This window comes from Pseudomonas sp. PvP100 (assembly GCF_017833055.1).
Classification (GTDB): domain Bacteria; phylum Pseudomonadota; class Gammaproteobacteria; order Pseudomonadales; family Pseudomonadaceae; genus Aquipseudomonas; species Aquipseudomonas syringae.
Window position 1 is genome coordinate 3690201 of sequence record NZ_JAFIBO010000001.1, and the last position, 18298, is coordinate 3708498.

General features: G+C 60.4%; 18 protein-coding genes. 11 read left to right on the forward strand and 7 right to left on the reverse strand.

Going from position 1 to position 18298, the window contains the following annotated elements; translation table 11 throughout:
* Complete coding sequence (locus JOE39_RS15660; RefSeq protein ID WP_044312205.1) at window positions 1-927, reverse strand: Gfo/Idh/MocA family oxidoreductase; 927 nt, start codon at window positions 925-927, stop codon at window positions 1-3.
* Between the two features lie 301 nt (window positions 928-1228).
* Here JOE39_RS15660 and JOE39_RS15665 point away from each other — a divergent pair, with 301 nt between their 5' ends.
* Both JOE39_RS15665 and JOE39_RS15670 read left to right on the forward strand, forming a co-directional pair.
* On the forward strand, window positions 1229-1648 hold the full coding sequence (locus JOE39_RS15665; RefSeq protein ID WP_003340868.1) for a hypothetical protein: 420 nt from the start codon (window positions 1229-1231) through the stop codon (window positions 1646-1648).
* Window positions 1649-1673: 25 nt separating this feature from the next.
* On the forward strand, window positions 1674-2567 hold the full coding sequence (locus JOE39_RS15670; RefSeq protein ID WP_003340870.1) for a cation diffusion facilitator family transporter: 894 nt from the start codon (window positions 1674-1676) through the stop codon (window positions 2565-2567).
* Window positions 2568-2573: 6 nt separating this feature from the next.
* Here JOE39_RS15670 and JOE39_RS26550 read toward each other — a convergent pair whose 3' ends face one another.
* The gene (locus JOE39_RS26550; RefSeq protein ID WP_003313855.1) at window positions 2574-3293 is read right to left on the reverse strand and encodes a DUF6515 family protein; all 720 of its coding nucleotides are present in this window, start codon (window positions 3291-3293) and stop codon (window positions 2574-2576) included.
* Here JOE39_RS26550 and JOE39_RS26555 point away from each other — a divergent pair.
* Both JOE39_RS26555 and JOE39_RS15685 read left to right on the forward strand, forming a co-directional pair.
* The gene (locus JOE39_RS26555; RefSeq protein ID WP_003392030.1) at window positions 3237-3785 is read left to right on the forward strand and encodes a hypothetical protein; all 549 of its coding nucleotides are present in this window, start codon (window positions 3237-3239) and stop codon (window positions 3783-3785) included. The two genes, JOE39_RS26550 and JOE39_RS26555, sit on opposite strands and share 57 nt — an antisense overlap.
* 336 nt (window positions 3786-4121) lie before the next feature.
* Window positions 4122-4613, forward strand: coding sequence for an Lrp/AsnC family transcriptional regulator (locus JOE39_RS15685; RefSeq protein WP_003419292.1), 492 nt, complete (start codon window positions 4122-4124; stop codon window positions 4611-4613).
* A 13-nt stretch (window positions 4614-4626) separates the two neighbouring features.
* Here the strand turns inward: JOE39_RS15685 and JOE39_RS15690 are convergent, their stop codons facing one another.
* The 4 genes from JOE39_RS15690 to JOE39_RS15705 all read right to left on the reverse strand — a co-directional run bounded on the left by JOE39_RS15690 (window position 4627) and on the right by JOE39_RS15705 (window position 10621).
* A complete protein-coding gene (locus JOE39_RS15690; RefSeq protein WP_245227486.1) occupies window positions 4627-5259 on the reverse strand; it encodes a pseudouridine synthase in 633 nt (210 codons plus the stop codon).
* A gap of 79 nt (window positions 5260-5338) precedes the next feature.
* Complete coding sequence (gene amn, locus JOE39_RS15695) at window positions 5339-6802, reverse strand: AMP nucleosidase (protein WP_003392026.1); 1464 nt, start codon at window positions 6800-6802, stop codon at window positions 5339-5341.
* A gap of 52 nt (window positions 6803-6854) precedes the next feature.
* A complete protein-coding gene (locus JOE39_RS15700; RefSeq protein WP_210078578.1) occupies window positions 6855-8504 on the reverse strand; it encodes an acyl-CoA dehydrogenase family protein in 1650 nt (549 codons plus the stop codon).
* A gap of 122 nt (window positions 8505-8626) precedes the next feature.
* Window positions 8627-10621 (reverse strand): 7TM diverse intracellular signaling domain-containing protein, encoded by a 1995-nt coding sequence (locus JOE39_RS15705; protein WP_003392021.1) that lies wholly within the window; start codon window positions 10619-10621, stop codon window positions 8627-8629.
* 365 nt (window positions 10622-10986) lie between these two features.
* Here JOE39_RS15705 and JOE39_RS15710 point away from each other — a divergent pair, with 365 nt between their 5' ends.
* From JOE39_RS15710 to JOE39_RS15725, 4 genes are all read left to right on the forward strand, one after another.
* Window positions 10987-11784, forward strand: a complete 798-nt coding sequence (locus JOE39_RS15710; RefSeq protein ID WP_096137828.1) for a hydroxymethylpyrimidine/phosphomethylpyrimidine kinase — start codon at window positions 10987-10989, stop codon at window positions 11782-11784.
* 23 nt (window positions 11785-11807) lie between these two features.
* Window positions 11808-12425, forward strand: a complete 618-nt coding sequence (gene thiE / locus JOE39_RS15715) for a thiamine phosphate synthase (protein ID WP_210078577.1) — start codon at window positions 11808-11810, stop codon at window positions 12423-12425.
* 214 nt (window positions 12426-12639) lie between these two features.
* Complete coding sequence (hemL, locus tag JOE39_RS15720) at window positions 12640-13923, forward strand: glutamate-1-semialdehyde 2,1-aminomutase (protein ID WP_003392017.1); 1284 nt, start codon at window positions 12640-12642, stop codon at window positions 13921-13923.
* A gap of 295 nt (window positions 13924-14218) precedes the next feature.
* Window positions 14219-14767, forward strand: coding sequence for a tetratricopeptide repeat protein (locus tag JOE39_RS15725; protein ID WP_003313867.1), 549 nt, complete (start codon window positions 14219-14221; stop codon window positions 14765-14767).
* Between the two features lie 42 nt (window positions 14768-14809).
* Here the strand turns inward: JOE39_RS15725 and JOE39_RS15730 are convergent, their stop codons facing one another.
* Window positions 14810-15136, reverse strand: a complete 327-nt coding sequence (locus tag JOE39_RS15730) for a DUF1820 family protein (protein ID WP_003313868.1) — start codon at window positions 15134-15136, stop codon at window positions 14810-14812.
* Window positions 15137-15275: 139 nt separating this feature from the next.
* Between JOE39_RS15730 and miaB the strand changes: the two genes are divergently transcribed.
* The 3 genes from miaB (at window position 15276) to ybeY (ending at window position 18296) form a co-directional block, all read left to right on the forward strand.
* Window positions 15276-16604, forward strand: coding sequence for a tRNA (N6-isopentenyl adenosine(37)-C2)-methylthiotransferase MiaB (gene miaB / locus JOE39_RS15735; RefSeq protein ID WP_003368786.1), 1329 nt, complete (start codon window positions 15276-15278; stop codon window positions 16602-16604).
* Between the two features lie 176 nt (window positions 16605-16780).
* On the forward strand, window positions 16781-17803 hold the full coding sequence (locus JOE39_RS15740; protein ID WP_003313870.1) for a PhoH family protein: 1023 nt from the start codon (window positions 16781-16783) through the stop codon (window positions 17801-17803).
* Window positions 17796-18296, forward strand: a complete 501-nt coding sequence (ybeY, locus tag JOE39_RS15745) for an rRNA maturation RNase YbeY (protein WP_003313871.1) — start codon at window positions 17796-17798, stop codon at window positions 18294-18296. The genes JOE39_RS15740 and ybeY overlap by 8 nt, the downstream gene beginning before the upstream one ends.
* The last annotated feature ends 2 nt before the right edge of the window (window positions 18297-18298 follow it).

The window sequence follows — 18298 nt, forward strand, 5'->3', positions numbered from 1 at the left end:
TCAGTCGTAGAACGGTTCAACGGATGCCCGACTGCCCACGAAAAAACTGTCCGCGACCAGCCGCAACGGTTGCAGGTCCAGGTCACTGGCTTTATCGCCGATCAGCTGTTGGAAGTGACGATACACCGCGGCGTACTCGCCCTCCTCCGAAACAGACTGAGGCACGCCATCGATACTCAACAGCGCACCGCCGTTGTCCAGGCGCAACGTGCCTTCGGCGCAGCGAATCTCGATGCTCCACAGTTCGTCGTGACCATGGTCGAAATCGAACTCGGCGCGGATATCGAGATGGCGTGTGTCGGACATTTTGATGGACGCAGCGATAGGCGACTGGCAATTGCTCGGCACGCGCAGTTCGGCAGACTCGACGAACAATGGCATTGGCAGCAGGTGCGTCACGATCGACAGGGCATTGATCCCCGGATCGAACACGCCAAGGCCACCGGGCTGCCAGATCCACGCCTGACCGGGGTGCCATTTGCGCACGTCTTCTTTCCAGTCGATCTGCACGCTCTGCAGGGTGCGGGTGGACAACCACTCACGCGCCGCTTCGATACCCTGCGCGTAACGCGAATGCCAGGCGAACAGACCGCTGACGCCCTGCTCTTGCACCTGGGTCACCAACGCCATCGCCTCACCCAGGGTCGCGCACGGCGGCTTCTCGACCAGCACGTGTTTGCCGGCAGCCAACGCCTCTTGCACCAGGGCAAAGCGACCTTGCGGGGGCGTACAGAACGCAATCGCGTCGACCTGCGGCCCGCTCGCAAGCAGTTCGCCCAGGGATTTGAAATTCTCTACCCCGGCGCACGGCTGGCCTTGAGTAGCCACGGCCACCAGCTCAAATGCGGGATTGGCGTGGATCGCAGGGACGTGTTGATCCTGCGCAATTTTGCCGTAACCCACCAGACCGAGACGAATCGGTTGCATACATGACTCCTGAGTTTTTGTAGTTATCGTGCGGCACAGTAAACCAGATGTTAATCGTGGTCGGTAAGGGGCATCGGCGCGGGAGCTGTTTTCCTGGCCGATCTCACATTCGATAATCTTCAGCGCCCGCTCAGGCCCCTTCGTGAGCAAGCTCACTCCCATCACTACGATTCCGCCGTTCGGGGCGCTTCGCATCCCATTTGGTTTAACTTCACGGCCGCAGAACCACGCTATCACTCAATAGTCTTAGCCTTGCAGTCATTGCCTTGTATAGTTGCCCTCTTCATCTCAGGAGCTTTCCATGCGCATTCCTTCTCGCTTGATCGGTGGCGTTCTGGTCGCCACGTTGCTGACTCAGATCTCCGCCTGCGGCAGCATTTTCTATCCTGATCGTCGTGGTCAGATCGATGGCAAGGTTGACCCGGCGATTGCGGCGCTGGATGCTTTCGCGCTGCTGTTCTACATCGTTCCGGGCGTGATTGCGTTTGCGGTGGACTTCGCCACCGGCGCGATCTATTACGGGCCCGGCGAGCATGCGCAGATCGATCCGCAAAAGCTGCAAAAGGCGCTCAAGGCAGATGGCAGTGTCGACAACACCAAGCTGCAAGCCATCATTGAAACCGAGCTGGGCCGTTCCCTGCCGTTGAACGATCCACGCCTGATCCAGCACAAAGGCAGCGTCGAGCAACTGGCAGCACTGGGCCTGGTCCCGGCTGCCTGATATCGATCCCGTTCAAGGAAGCGTCATGAGCACCACTGCCGAACATTCCCGACTGCTGCGGCTCGCGACGCGGGCCTCGCTGGCGGTCGCCACGACGCTGATCCTGGCCAAGGGCGTTGCCTGGTGGCTGAGCGGTTCGGTGAGCCTGCTGGCCGGTCTCACCGACTCGCTGCTGGATGGCGCTGCCTCGTTCCTCAACCTGCTGGCGGTGCATTACGCATTGCGCCCTGCCGATGACGATCATCGCTACGGCCACGGCAAGGCGGAAGCGCTGTCGGGCATGGCGCAGGCGTTGTTCATCACCGTCAGTGGTGTGCTGATTGCCGTTCAGGCCGTCGAGCGCATCCAGAACCCGGAACCGCTGGGCGCACCGCTGCTGGGCATGGTGGTGATGGTGGTTTCCATCGCGCTGACGATCGCACTGCTCACTCTGCAATACCGGGTGATCAAGGCGACCGGCTCGGCAGCGATCCGCGCTGATTCGCTGCACTACCGCTCAGACCTGCTGCTTAACGCCAGCATTCTGGTGGCGCTGACGCTGGCGTATTTCGGCTGGCAGCAGTTGGATGCGTATTTTGGTCTGGGCATCGCGGTGTATATCTTGTGGAGCGCCTTTCAAATCGCCCGCGAAACGATATCGGTGCTGATGGATGCGGAATTGCCCGCCGATGTCAGTACTCAAATGCTGGCACTGGCGTGCGAAGTGCCGGGCGTGCTCGGGGCGCATGATCTGCGTACACGAATCTCTGGCAATCACTGGTTTGTGCAGTTGCACCTGGAGCTACCGGGTAGCCTGACGCTATCGGTCGCCCATGCAATTTGTGATCAGGTGGCTGACGCCATTCACAAGCAATTCCCGAAGGCCGAGGTGTTGGTACACGCCGACCCTCAGGAAGTCGTCAAGCAGGCCAGTGCCTGACCGCCATCAGTTGACGCTGTAACCTCGCCCCGCCAGGCACGCGCCCATCGAGCGACGATACAGATCGACCACGTCAGGCGGCGGCTGGCCGGTGACATTGGCCGGGTCGAAACCGCTTTGCTCCGCAGCCCAGCGGTAGCACTGGTATTTATCCAGCTCGACCTGCTGCGGGCTCTGCCCGTTTGCAGGGTAGGCCACCGGATCGTAGCCATTGCCCTGCTGTTCGGCCGGCGGAGCCTGATACACGGCTTCGTTCTGCGGCGGATTGACCACCACGTAGTCCTGACTGTCCGGCTGGTAGGCGTAATAGGTGCCGGCAGCCAGAAACAGCAGGCTGCTGCCGATCCATACTTCCTGAGAGTAGGACGGTAGTCTGCTGACACGCACCCCGTAGGGCGGTGTCACCACGACATAACGCGGGCCTTGCGGGCGATACCAGTAGCCACCCGAGTAGTAATAGTCCTGACCACGATAGGGAATACGCGAGTAGCCACCCGGTACGCGATCTATCGCATAGCCAGGCCGATATTGCGGACCTGGCCCCCAGCCATTGCCGTGCCCGTCGGGACGCCCTTCCCAACGGTCATTGGGGCGACCGTTGCCGGCCTGCCAGTTGCGGTTGTTGCCGCGTGGAATGTCCTGGTAATAGCCCTGACGCGGCGGCTGGGTTTGCCACGCCTCTTTCGGGCCGCTCTGGATCGGCAGGTTGTCCTGGGCCTGGCGCAACTGCTGACGCTGCTGGTTTTGCTGCTGCTGAATCTGGCGCTGCTGATCACGCTGTTGCTGCTCGATCTGCTGTTGCTGCTGGCGCTCGATGTTGCGCTGCTGAAGCTGCTGTTGCTGGATCTGCTGCTGTTGCTGACGCTCGACCTGACGCTGCTGATTCTGCTGCTCCTGAATCTGGCGTTGCTGATTGGTCTGCTGCTGGTTGATCTGCTGTTGCTGCTGACGCTCGACCTGGCGCAGCTGGTTTTGCTGCTGTTGGATCTGCCGCTGCTGGTTGATCTGCTCTTGAGCACGCTGCTGTTGCTGCTGACGCTGCTGCGCGTTTTCACCGGAGCTGCCGTAAAGCGGATTGCGCGGTGGTTCATCACGTTCGTCGGCCAAAGCCTGAGCACCGATGCTCAGACACAACAGACTTACACCCGCAAACTGCCAGATGCCAGATTTCATGCTTTCCTCACTAGAGCGCGGGTTGACGTCATTAAGACTGTTTAAGCGTAGCGCCGTTCTGCGCACTTTATCAGCAGACAAAGAAAAGGGGACCAAATGGCCCCCTTGAGATACTTCGTCCTGGCGCAGCGCTTTTGACGCTGGCTCACCTCATGCCGTCTTCTGGACAGTATGTAGCCCGGGGGCCTGACACACCCTATGGGGTGGAAGGCCGCGGCTGGCCTGATTCGGCGAGTCGCGCTGGACGCTGTGTCCGGGCAGTGATTCTGTTTAAAAGAATAGGCCTGAGGCCGAGGCAGAAGATTGCTAATATTGCGGATTAAAACATTACTTGCGCAATTTTTGACTTCAGATGAATAATCCAGCGCAATTGAATTGATAATGGGGTGCATCGTGAGCAAGCTCGACAGATACGACCTGAGCATTTTGGCTGAATTGCAACGGGACGCACGGATATCCAACCAGGAATTGGCCGAACGCATTGGTCTGTCGCCGTCACCCTGCTCGCGCCGGGTCAAGCAACTGGAAGACGACGGTTATATCGTGCGCCAGGTTGCCCTGCTGGATCGCAAGAAACTGGGTCTGAACCTGACCGCCTACGTGCTGATCGGCATGGACCGACACACCCCCGAGCGTTTCGAGAACTTCGAGCAGCAGATCCGCAACCTGCCTCAGGTACTGGAATGCAGCCTGGTGACCGGCATGGACGCGGACTATCAACTAAAAGTGGTGGTGCCGGACATGGATCACTATCAGAAACTGCTGCTGGGCCATCTGACCCGCATCGAAGGCGTGACCAGCGTCAAATCGAGCTTTGTGCTTAATCAAGTGCTGGCCAGCACCGAAATGCCGCTGACTCACCTGCGTAACTGAGCGGGCACCTGCGTCACAGTTTTGCGGCGACTTCCCTGTACTGGCCCTGATCCAGGCCCTCCAGCGTCCAGTCGCCAATCCTGACCCGCACCAGCCGCAGGGTCGGCAAGCCGACGGCAGCGGTCATGCGCCGCACCTGTCGATTGCGCCCTTCCTTGATCACCAGCTCCAGCCAGCTTGTCGGCACGCTCTTGCGAAAGCGCACGGGCGGGTTGCGCGGCCAGAGTTGCGGCTCATCGAGCTGCCGCGCTTCGGCGGGCAAGGTCGGCCCGTCGTTGAGCTGGACACCGTCGCGCAACTGCTGCAATTGCTCATCGCTCGGCTCGCCTTCGACCTGCACCCAGTAGGTCTTGGCCAGCTTGTGCTTGGGATCGGCAATGCGCGACTGCAACTGGCCGTCGTTGGTCAATAGCAGCAAACCTTCGCTGTCGCGATCCAGGCGCCCAGCCGGATAGATACCGGGGATCTTGATGAAGTCCTTGAGCGTGGCCCGCCCCTCCTCATCGCTGAACTGGGTCAGTACATCGAAAGGCTTGTTGAACAGGATCAGCTTCGGCTCGGCCGGTGGCGCTTTGGCGACACGCCGGGCAGCACTTGCCGGTTTGGGGGCAGGACGGCGGGAATCGGGGCGTTGGGTGCGGGACATGAGAATTCGGCAATCGGAAAACAGAAAGGGCCACTTTAGTGGCCCTTTGTGCAAATACCAATCTATTAACGGCAAGCCATCAACGGAATGGCGGCTCATCGAAGCTACGCAGTTTGCGTGAGTGCAGCGAGTTCAGCTCGGTGCGCAGCAGGTCGAGCGCAGCGATACCTATCTTCAAATGCTGGCTGACCGCACGTTCATAGAACGCATTCGCCGAACCCGGCAGCTTGATTTCGCTGTGCAACGGCTTGTCGGATACACACAGCAACGTGCCGTAAGGCACACGCAGGCGATAACCCTGAGCGGCGATGGTGCCGCTTTCCATGTCAACTGCCACTGCGCGCGACAGGTTGATCAGCGGACGTTCCTGAGCCCAGCGCAGTTCCCAGTTACGGTCGTCATAGGTCAACACCGTGCCGGTGCGCAGGCGCTTCTTGAGCTCTTCGCCGCGCTCGCCGGTAATCTGCGCAGCCGACTCCTGCAAGGCCAGTTGCACTTCGGCCAGGGCCGGAATCGGAATATGCGGAGGCAGCACACGGTCGAGAATCCCGTCGCGACGCATGTAGGCGTGAGCCAGCACGTAATCGCCGATGGTCTGCGACTGACGCAGGCCGCCGCAGTGACCGATCATCAGCCAGCAATGCGGACGCAGCACGGCGAGGTGATCGGTGATGTTCTTGGCGTTGGACGGGCCGACGCCGATATTGACCAGCGTCACGCCGTGACCGTCTTCGGCGATCAGGTGGTAAGCCGGCATCTGATAGCGGTGCCAGACCACGCTGGCGACGATGGCCTGGGCTTCGTCCTGGCCCATGCTCTTGTCGACTACCACGTTACCCGGCAGGACCATGCGCACGAAACGCGGGTCTTCGCGGAGTTTTTCCAGGCCATGCAGAATGAACTGGTCGACATAGCGATGGTAGTTGGTGAGCAGAATCCACGGCTGCACATGGCGCCAGTCACTGCCGGTGTAATGCACCAGACGGCGCAGCGAGAAATCCACCCGCGCAGCGTCGAACAGCGCCAGTGGCAGCGGGTCGACGTTGGCCCAGTCGTAAAGGCCGTCGGCAATGCCATCGGTGGCAGCCGACAGGTCGGTGCTCGGGAACACCCGTGCCAGCGCCGCAGCGGTGACGCCCGTGCCGGCCAGCTCATCGCCCTGCTCGACCACATAAGGATAAGGAATGCTCTGCTCGCTCATGCCGACTTCGACCGTTACGGTGAAATCGTTCATCAGCGGGACAAGTTGTTCGAGCAGGTACTTTTTGAAAGCCTTGGGCTGCGTGACGGTGACGCTGTAAGTACCCGGCAGTTGCACCTTGGCATAGGCACGCGTGGTCACCGGCACTTCGCCCTGGCATTTGTAGACCAGGCGCAATTCCGGATAGCTGAATTGCGCGCGCTCTTCGGCGGTGGGTTCGACGCGGTCTTTCAGGTAGCGCTTGAGCGCCTGACTCAGCGCACTGGTGGCGCGTTCATGCAGCTCGGCGAGCCGTTCTACAGCCTGCTCGGCGGTGTCGACAACAACAAAGGCTTGGGTCACGATTCATGTCCTGTCTGATCTTGCAGACGTGCATCGTAACGGGTTCGCGTGCTCATGCCACCTGTGGCGAGGACCTTTGCAGCAATGTTTCTACGTCAACGCCCTTGGGCAATGCGCCATACACTCGCCCGCTGGACACCAGTCGACCGGCAATGAAGCCGTCACTGACCGCCGCGTTACCCGCTTCCAGCAGCAACTTGCCCTGCAAGGCGATGGCGATGTCTTCGGTCAGTTGACGGGCGCGGTACTGAATGTCGCCGGTGTCGTGAAACGCCGCCTTGAGCGTGCCGATGTGCGCCGCCAGATGCCGGTCGCCATGCCCGTCGCCCAGTTCGTCGAACAGCGCATCGAGCGCGCCGGGCTCTTTGGACAGGGTTCGCAGCACATCCAGGCATTGCACGTTGCCGGAGCCTTCCCATGTCGAGTTGACCGGCGCTTCGCGGTACAAGCGAGGCAGAATGCTGTCCTCGACATAACCGGCGCCGCCCAGGCACTCGGCGGCTTCGTTGATCATGGCCGGGGCGCGCTTGCAGATCCAGTATTTGCCCACTGCCGTGACCAGGCGCACGAAACGCTTTTCGTGATCATCATCCTGGTGGTCAAGCGCGCTCCCCATACGCAGGGTCAGGGCCAGCGCGGCCTCGCTTTCCAGTGCCAGGTCAGCCAGCACGTTCTGCATCAACGGCTGCTCGGCGAGCAACCGACCACTGACCGCACGGTGCGCGCAATGATGCGTTGCCTGGGTCAGCGCCTGACGCATCAGGGCACTGGAGCCGATCATGCAGTCGAAACGGGTCATGGCGACCATTTCGATGATGGTCGGCACGCCGCGCCCTTCCTCACCGATCATCCATGCCAACGCGCCGCGAAACTCGACTTCGCTGGAGGCGTTGGACCAGTTGCCGAGCTTGTTTTTCAGGCGCTGAATGTAGAACTCGTTACGCGTATCGTCCGGCCGGTGGCGCGGCAGCAAAAAACAACTGAGGCCCTTGTCGGTCTGCGCCAGGGTCAGGAAGGCATCGCACATGGGCGCCGAGCAGAACCACTTATGCCCGACCAGTTCGTAGGCCTGGCCGGGGCCGCCTGCCCCCACCGGGAACGCACGTGTGGTATTGGCGCGCACGTCGGTGCCGCCCTGCTTCTCGGTCATGGCCATGCCGATGGTCGCGCCGTTCTTGTGCGCAATGCCCACGTTGCGTGGATCGTACTCAGTCGACAGCACCTTGGGCAGCCAGATTTCAGCCAGGTCCGGTTGCAGCCTGAGCGCAGGCACGCTGGCGAAGGTCATGGTCAGCGGACAGCCGCTGCCGGGGTCTGCCTGCGTGTGCAGATAACTCATCGCCGCGCGTGCGACATGCGCACCGGGCTGCGGATAGGTCCATGGCAACGATGGGATGCCGTGCTCGATGGCAGCGCTCATCAACTGGTGATACGCCGGGTGGAATTCGACCAGGTCGATGCGATGCCCGTAGCGGTCATGGCTGGCAAACTCGGGCTTGTGCTGGTTGGCCAGAAAGCCCGCTGCCATCAGCGGGCCACCTGCCAGCGCACCATAGGCGTCGATACGCGGCTGCGCCCAGCCCGCCCCGAATCGGCTGCTCCATTCCTGAAGCGGCACGTCGATACGGTAAAGGTTTGCCCCGTCGAGCGGCGGCGGTTGATTGGTGACTTCGTGGGTTTCGGCGAATTGATTCAGGTTCATGAGTCATCTCCGGCCTGCGTACACACGCAATATGCACACAGTGAATCACGCACCCGCCCCTCGCAAAAGTGCCGTAGCCGCCTAACCGCCGGCGCTTTCAGCTGATGACGCTATAAGGCCGCTTATATGCCCCATTGAGCCTTGAGTTCAGGCGCCCTGCGCACTGCGCCCGGCACGACCATCAGCATCGGGACGCTCAGCGTGAAACAGCTGCCCTTGCCGGGTTCGGAACGATGACTCAATTCGCCGCCCTGCAGCTCGACCAGTTTCCGGCAGATCGCCAGGCCGATGCCCAGCCCGCCGTATTCCCGGGTCATGGAGCCGTCGACCTGAAAGAAATGCTGATACAGCCGGGCTTCGTCCAGGCGGCTGAAGCCGATACCGCTGTCCATCACTTCGACCCGCAGGTAGAGGCGCTCCAGGTCCTGCGGATGACCGCTGAAACGCACCTGCACAGCACCCTTGCGGGTGAATTTGATCGCGTTGTCCACCAGACACTCGATGCACTGGTAGAGCTTGCTCGCGTCGCCGCGAAGGTTCGGCGGCAGTTTATCGTCCAGATCGAGCGTCAATATCAGGCCCTTGGCCTGAGCCGCACCGCTGAAGCGCTCCTCCAGCCTGTAGGCCAGATCCTCGGGCGCAAACGACTCGCAGTCGGCGTACAGCACACCGGCCTGCAGCTCGGTGAGGGTCAGGATGCCATTGATCATGCTCATCATGTCGCGCGCCGAACTGGCGGCGGTTTGCTGATACATCTCGAGTTCATCGTCCATGTCCAGCGTCTGCATGACCTCCAGCGACCCGATCACGCCGTTCATCGGCGTGCGCAACTCATGGGTGAGCGTGGCGAGGAACTCGTCCTTCAGCCGGTTGCTGTTGGCCAGTTGCTGGTTGAGACGTTCAAGATCCTGACCGGCAGCCAGCAAGGTTTGCGCCTGTTGCCGGCGGGCGTGGTTGATACGGTCGGCCAGCGCCATCGACAGGAAGGCCATCTCCAGCACCGTGCCGATGTGTGAGGCGTACATGGTCAGGAAGGTATTGGGCAGATAGCCGAGCAGCATCAAGCCGAAGATCAGTCCGCTGACCATGAACACCGACCAGGCGAGCACAAAATAGCGCCCGACACGCTCGCCCTTGATGACCGCAACGATACCCGCCAGATAGATCGTCAGGGCGCCTGCCATGACCAGTTGAGCCGCGCCGCGCAGGGCCGGCCCGTAGCTGAGGAACAAGGCCATGCCCATGACCAGTACGGCAGCGCCGATGACCGCCAGCAGCAGGCGGTCCAGCCAGCGGCTCAATTGTGCCGTACCCAGAAAGCTGCGCGAAAACTGGCAGGCGAATAACGTCGCCAGCGATATCAGGAAGGGGGTCGACGCATTCGCCCACCAAGGGCTGTCAGGCCACAGGTATTCGATGGCAACGCCGTTGATCGACATCTGGTAAAGCCCGAACGAGGCGACGTAAAGCAGGTAATACAGGTAATCCACCTCACGAACGCTGAGGTAGATGAACAGGTTGTAGACCAGCATGCCCAGCAGCACGCCGTAGATCAGACCGAAGACGTAAACCTTGGAGGGCTGCGCATCCAGATAGGCGTGGGTGGACCAGAGGTAGAGCGGTGCCTGAACAGCGCCTTCGCTGCGAATACGCATGTACAGGGTTCGCGTCTGGCCAGGCGGCAGGTCCAACTGAAAGAGATAGTTGTTCTGGGCGAACTGACGGCTGGAGAACGGCAGCATATCGCCGGTATGCCAGGCTCGAGTCGGCTGCCCGTCGGCATCCGGGCCGTAGAAGTCAATGTGGTCCATTGGCGGATAGGCCAGTTCCAGCAGCCAGTCGTTATGAATGCTGGCATCTGTGGGGCGATACGTCAGCTCGACTTTCAGCCAGAAGGCGGAACGTGAATAACCGGCGTTGAAGGTTCCGGCAGGCACGGGCTGAAAGGCACCGGCGTGAGAGGCGGCGCTGACGCTTTCGATGGTCGCCTCGCCGGTCGGGTCCTCGAATACCTGAATGGCACGGCCCAACGACAGAAAACGAGTGTTTTCATCAAACTCGACTGCATGACTCTGCAACGGCAGCCAAAGAGCCAGAATGATCAACAGATAGCGCATTGAAGCCCCAAGGTAGGTCGTCGCGTTCAATCCATCCATTGATTACGACGTCCCGCAAATTTCTATCCTTGAAACAGGCTAATGATTCAAACACACCATTGAACGTGCACATGTACCGGCAGACATCAATAAACAACCGAACCGTCACTCGTCAGTCTTGCCAATCAAGCATAGCCGCTAATAGCTTAAAGACAGTATCGCGATCAAAATCAAGGTAATAGCTCTGTATCGGTGACTGCAGAGCAAACATGAGTACTTTTTAAGGTTTTGTCGAGCCTGCGGTTGTCGCCGCTTGACCTTGATCCACAAGAAAAAACCGGCACCCCGAGCGGCCCGCGAAAGGTTTAGTGATAAGCTCGCGCACCATGAATATCTATAGCTCCCGCCCCGTAGTCCTTTGCCTCTCCGGCCACGACCCTAGTGGCGGCGCCGGTATGCAGGCCGATATAGAAGCCCTGCTCGCCCAAGGCTGCCATGCCGCTCCGGTGATTACCGCGCTCACCGTGCAAGACACCGTGAACGTCAGTGATTTCCGCGTACTGGATCGCGAGTGGGTGATTGCGCAAGCCAATGCAGTCCTCAATGATTCGAGCGTAGCAGCCGTCAAGCTGGGCATGCTGGGCTCGCTGGACATGGTCGACACCGTAGTCGATCTGCTTCTGGCTCACCCGCATTTGCCCATGGTCTGTGACCCGGTGTTACGCGCTGGCGGCGGCGGCAGATTGGGCAAGGACGAGGTCGGCTACGCCATGCGCGAGCGCCTGTTGCCGCTGTCGACCATCGCCACCCCGAACCTTCCGGAAGCCCGCATTCTTGCCGAGCTGCCCGAAGGCACTGCGGATGAGTGCGCTGACAGACTACTGCCGTTTTGTGAATATCTGTTGATCACTGGCGGCCATGGTGATGAGCAGCAAATACATAACCGCTTGTACCTGCGCGGCGGCCAGACCCACACCTTCGTCTGCGAACGTCTGCCCGGCAGTTACCACGGCTCTGGCTGTACCCTGGCCAGCGCACTGGCCGGGCGCATCGCTCAGGGACAGGAACTGGTCAGCGCGGTGAAATCGGCACTCGACTACACCTGGCGGACCCTGAGGGATGCCGAACAGTTGGGCCGGGGGCAATTCGTGCCACGTCGGCTGCCGCTGGATTTTTGCTCGTAACACATCGCCATGAGGGTCGATTCATGAAACTGCGTGGCCTGTATGCCATTACCGACAGCCAGTTGCTGTCCGGAAAATTCCTGTCGTACGTCGAAGCTGCGCTGGAAGGCGGCGTGACGCTGCTGCAATACCGCGACAAGAACAGTGACGAGTCCCGCCGTCTGCGCGAAGCGACCGAACTGCTCAAGCTCTGCGAACGCTACAAGACCCGGCTGATCATCAACGATGACGCTGAACTGGCTGCGCGGCTGGGGGTGGGTGTGCATCTGGGACAGTCCGACGGCTCGCTGCCCGATGCCCGCGCCCTGCTGGGGCACAAGGCGATTGTCGGGGCTACCTGTCATGGCCGCGTGGAATTGGCCGAGCAAGCCAAGGCTGATGGCGCGACGTACGTGGCATTTGGCAGGTTCTTCAATTCACAGACCAAACCCGGTGCCCCCGCCGTACCGCTGGACCTGATCGCTCAGGTGCGTGCCCGGGTCCACCTGCCGATCGCGGTGATTGGCGGCATTACCCTGGAGAACGCGCCGCAACTGGTCGAGCACGGCGCCGACCTGCTCGCCGTGGTGCACGGTTTGTTCGGCGCTGAAAATACCCAGGAAGTGACCCGCCGGGCACGTGCATTCACGGCGCTGCTGTAGAGCGCAATCACTGTGGGCGCGAGCGAAGCGTCGCCCGGCTCGCTCCCACAAGTACGTGGATCCTCATTCGCAGCCGCGCTTCATTTGATATAGTGCGTGTTCCTGCGCCTTCTCTGGCTCATGCCACCCAATAAAGCAGCCCACCCTGAAGCTGCCCGCCTCGGCTGACCCCAGCGTAGACACGAATTCCCCGTTTCAAAGCAGAGACCCGATCATGTCCCGTTCCGAAACACTGTTCGCCAACGCCCAAAAACACATCCCCGGTGGCGTCAATTCGCCGGTTCGCGCCTTCAAGAGCGTGGGTGGCACGCCGCTGTTCTTCAAGCACGCTGCGGGCGCCTACGTGACTGACGAAGACGACAAGCGTTATGTGGATTACGTCGGCTCCTGGGGCCCGATGATTCTTGGCCATAGCCACCCCGACGTGCTCGATGCCGTGCGCAGCCAGCTGGAACACGGCCTGTCCTACGGCGCACCGACGGCCATGGAAACCGAAATGGCCGACCTTGTCTGCGAACTGGTGCCGTCCATGGAGATGGTCCGCATGGTCAGCTCGGGCACTGAAGCGACCATGAGTGCGATTCGCCTGGCCCGTGGCTTCACCGGCCGCGACAGCATCCTCAAGTTCGAAGGCTGCTACCACGGTCACTCCGACAGCCTGCTGGTCAAGGCAGGCTCCGGCGCGCTGACCCTGGGCGTGCCCAGCTCGCCCGGCGTACCTGCGGCCTTCGCAAAACACACCCTGACCGTGCCGTTCAACAACCTCGACGCCGTGCGTGACCTGCTGGCCGAAGTGGGTCAGGAAGTGGCGTGCATCATCGTCGAGCCAGTGGCTGGCAACATGAACTGTGTGCCGCCCGCGCCTGGCTACCTGCAAGGCCTGCGCGACCTGTGCGACGAGCACGGCGTGGTGCTGATTTTCGATGAAGTGATGACCGGTTTTCGCGTAGCCCTCGGTGGCGCCCAGGCTTACTACGGCGTGACGCCCGACCTGAGCACCTTCGGCAAGATCATCGGTGGCGGCATGCCGGTCGGCTGCTTTGGCGGCAAACGCGAAATCATGTCGCACATCGCACCGCTCGGCCCGGTCTATCAGGCCGGCACCCTCTCGGGCAACCCGCTGGCAATGGCGGCCGGCCTGACCACCCTGCGCCTGATCAGCCGTCCCGGCTTTCACGACGAACTGAGCGACTACACCCGCCGCCTGCTCGAAGGTCTGCAACAGCGCGCCGATGCCGCAGGTATCCCGTTTGTGACGACTCAGGCCGGCGGCATGTTCGGTCTGTACTTCAGCGAAGCCGAAGAAATCGTCACGTTCGAAGACGTGATGACCAGTGACTCCGAGCGCTTCAAGCGCTTCTTCCACCTGATGCTGGACGGCGGCGTGTACCTCGCGCCGAGCGCATTCGAAGCGGGTTTCACTTCTATCGCCCATGGCGATGCCGAGCTGAAACTGACTCTGGATGCCGCAGAAAAAGCATTCGCTGCGCTGAAATAAGCTCGTCAGGCATCACTCGCGCAGGGTGTCAGTGAACCGGCGCGAGTGATGGCTACGAATGAAACTGAACGTTAAGTCCGTATTTTGCTTCTACAATGCAATGCGAACACTGCACATACAGGCTGACGACAACCCTCTTTCAGGTAATCCGCCCGAAAAAAGGACGTTTTAAAGCCGTGCAGCAGAAAATCCGTAAAGACTTTGTAAGGTTGGCTCTGCTTATTTCATAATGCGCAGCCAGCACGTTTAGCTGGTCGGGCATGCCCGCACCTTTTTCAGAGGTAAGTCGACTCCCATGAACCGCACCGGCCGCACCCTTGTATTGGGCTGCCTGTTGCTTGTCTATCCCCTGCTGGCAAGTGCCGGCGGCAACTCGTTGTTAGTCCCGGCGATGGGTCGTTGCACCCTCAATACCCAGCCAGAGAACCTGCCTGCAGCGCTTGAAGCCTGCCAGCAGGCCGCCAAGGGTGGGGACGCGCAGGCGCAGTACGAGTTGGGTGAGTTCTATTACGAGGGCAAAAATGCACCTCGCGATTTGCCGCAGGCGCTGAATTATTTCGAGCAGGCTTCACTGCAGGGCCATGCCCAGGCGCAGTACCAACTGGGCTTGATGTTCAGCCGTGGCGAAGGTGTGCAGGCCAACAACATTCAGGCCTACGTCGTGCTGAAAATGGCCGCGGTCAATGGCTCGGAAGAGGCGCTTGACGCTGCCGACGAAGTCTCGGCAAAGATGCCGCGTGACGAGCTCGAAGTGGCCACTCAGGTACTGGGGCAGATTTTCCGCAAGTACCTGCTTGAACTGCAGACCGCCGAAGGGCGCAGTCCTTTCTCTCCGTTGCCCTGATCAGGAATCTTTCAGGGCAATCGCGATTCACACCTGCAACGCTTACTTTTCCGGCATCGGCATGGGGAACGGCATCACATTGCTGGTGCCGCGTGCTTCGCTGATCTTTGGCGTGCCCATGCGTTCGACTTCATCAATGCGCACAATCGAATGCATCGGCACAAAACTGCGCACCACGCCTTCGAACTGGGCCTTGAGCTTCTCTTCGCTGGGGTCCACCACAACGGTCGTGCGCTCGCCGAAGACGAATTCTTCAACTTCCAGAAAGCCCCACAGATCACTTTGGTAGATCTGCTTGGCGTACATCTCGAACACCTGTCCCTGGTTGAGGAAAATCACCTTGTAGATTGGAGCTTCGCGTTTGGTCATAACGGGCGGGTAATGATCAGAGATGAAAAAGGGGCACGGACTATAGCATGTCCGCCCGCCTCGTCGGACAGCCGACGCTAGGAACCCGAGCCCTTCATCCTTATAATGCGCGGTTCACTGACACGGTTGATCATCACGCATGGCCAAAAAGCTTTATATCGAAACCCACGGTTGCCAGATGAACGAGTACGACAGCTCGCGCATGGTCGATCTGCTGGGCGAACATCAGGCCCTGGAAGTCACCGCTCGCGCGGAAGACGCCGACGTGATCCTGCTCAATACCTGCTCGATTCGTGAGCGCGCCCAGGACCGGGTGTACTCCCAGTTGGGCCGCTGGCGTGAGCTGAAGCTGGCCAATCCGGAAATGGTCATCGCCGTCGGCGGCTGCGTGGCCAGCCAGGAAGGCGCAGCCATTCGCGATCGCGCGCCCTACGTGGACGTGGTGTTCGGCCCGCAGACCCTGCACCGCCTACCGGAAATGATCGACGCCGCACGCGTGACCCGCTTGCCGCAGGTCGACGTCTCGTTCCCGGAAATCGAAAAATTCGACCACTTGCCCGAGCCGCGCGTCGATGGCCCGAGCGCGTACGTGTCGGTGATGGAAGGCTGCAGCAAATACTGCACGTTCTGCGTGGTGCCCTACACCCGCGGCGAAGAAGTCAGTCGTCCGTTCGACGATGTGCTGAGCGAAGTGATCCACCTGGCCGAAAACGGCGTGCGTGAAGTCACCCTGCTGGGGCAGAACGTCAACGGTTATCGCGGCACCACCCACGACGGCCGCGTTGCAGACCTGGCGGACCTGATCCGCGTAGTCGCCGCCGTCGATGGCATCGACCGCATTCGCTACACCACTTCGCACCCGCTGGAATTTTCCGACAGTCTGATCCAGGCCCACGCGGAAGTGCCGGAGCTGGTCAAACACCTGCATTTGCCCGTGCAGTCGGGCTCCGACCGCATTCTGGCGGCGATGAAGCGCAACCACACCACGCTGGAATACAAGTCCCGCTTGCGCAAGCTCAGGGCCGCGGTGCCGGGCATCAGTATCAGTTCCGACTTCATCGTCGGCTTCCCCGGCGAGACCGAAAAGGATTTCGATAACACCATGAAGCTGATCGAGGACGTGGGGTTCGACTTCTCGTTCTCGTTCGTCTACAGCCCACGCCCGGGCACGCCCGCTGCGGACCTCAAGGACGACACGCCGGAAGCGCTGAAGAAAGAGCGACTGGCCGCGCTGCAACATCGTCTGAACCAGCAGGGTTTCGAGATCAGCCGGCAGATGGTGGGCAGCATCCAGCGCATTCTGGTGACCGACTACTCGAAGAAAGACCCAGGCGAACTGCAGGGGCGCACCGAGAACAACCGGATCGTCAATTTTCGCTGCGACAACCCCAAATTGATCGGGCAGTTTGCCGATGTACACATCGATGACGCGCAGCCTCACTCGTTGCGCGGCTCGCTGCTACAGTAAAGCTTGAGTGTCGCCGCAGAAACGAATCGCCGAATGAATTCGTTTCTGCGCGGTCCCTACCATTGAGCACGGTGAATCCCTGGCGCAGCCTTTAACAAGGCAAAGCTTTCGCACAACCAGCGCTAGGGGTATTCTTCAATACATCTCAATTGCCGCCGGACGGCCATTAAACGACCTTGAACGCACCCATAGAACCTCATCGTTTCACCCTCGAGCCTTTCGAGGCCCATCGTTTCGCCAACTTGTGCGGGCAACTCGACGAGCACTTGCGCCTGATCGAGCAACGCCTGGACATCGAGATCCGCAATCGCGGCAATCAATTCGAGCTCATTGGCGACCCCAAACAAAATCATTCCGCCGAGAACCTGCTGCGCCGTCTGTACCGGGAAACCAAAGGTACCGAACTGACGCCGGACATGGTCCACCTGTTCCTTCAGGAATCGGGGGTGGACGGCCTGGACAATCACCCTGCCGCCGAAGTCGGCGTCTCGCTGCGCACCAAAAAGGGCATGATTCGCCCGCGCGGCCTGAACCAGCAGCGTTACGTCAAGGAAGTCCTCAGCAACGACATCAACTTCGGCATCGGCCCTGCGGGTACCGGCAAGACCTACCTGGCAGTGGCATGCGCGGTGGATGCACTGGAGCGCGAGCAGATTCGACGCATCCTGCTGGTGCGCCCGGCGGTCGAGGCTGGCGAGAAGCTGGGCTTCCTGCCCGGCGATCTGGCGCAGAAGATCGACCCGTACCTGCGCCCGCTGTATGACGCGCTGTACGAGATGCTCGGTTTCGAATACGTCGCCAAGCTGATCGAGAAACAGGTCATTGAAGTGGCACCGCTGGCTTACATGCGCGGACGCACCCTTAATAACAGCTTCATCATTCTCGACGAAAGTCAGAACACCACCGTCGAGCAGATGAAGATGTTCCTGACCCGTATCGGCTTCGGCTCCACGGCCGTGATCACCGGCGATATCACCCAGGTCGACCTGCCCAAGGGCACTCGCTCCGGGCTGACGCACGTCATCGATGTGCTCAAGGACGTGCCGGGCATCAGCTTCACGCATTTCAAACCCAAGGATGTGGTTCGCCACCCGCTGGTGCAGCGCATCGTCGAAGCCTACGAGCGTTTCGACGACCGCCTCAGCGATGGTCCGTCGGGCAACAACAGTTACCCACGGGACAAACACCGCGATGCTTGAGCTGGACCTGCAGATTGCAAGCGAGACAAGCGCCCCTGACGAAGCCCGATTCCGCCTCTGGTGTGAAATGGGCTTGCGTCAGCGCAGTGCCGACTCCGAGCTGACCATCCGCCTGGTTGACGAAACCGAAGGCCGTGAGCTCAATAACACCTGGCGACACAAAAATTACGCAACAAACGTGCTTTCATTCCCGGCGGACGTTCCAGACGACATGCTGGACATCCCGTTGCTGGGCGATCTGGTCATCTGTGTTCCGGTTGTCAACCGTGAAGCCGTTGAACAAGGCAAGTCCATCGACGCGCACTGGGCGCACATGGTCATTCATGGCTGCCTTCATCTGTTGGGTTACGACCACATTGATGATGAAGAAGCCGAAGAAATGGAAGCACTGGAACGAACGTTGCTTGAGGAGCTGGGCTATCCCGATCCTTACGCTGACGACGAAAGTGCCGACCTTCCCCATTCAGACACACCAAGCAAGGACCACGAGTAAGG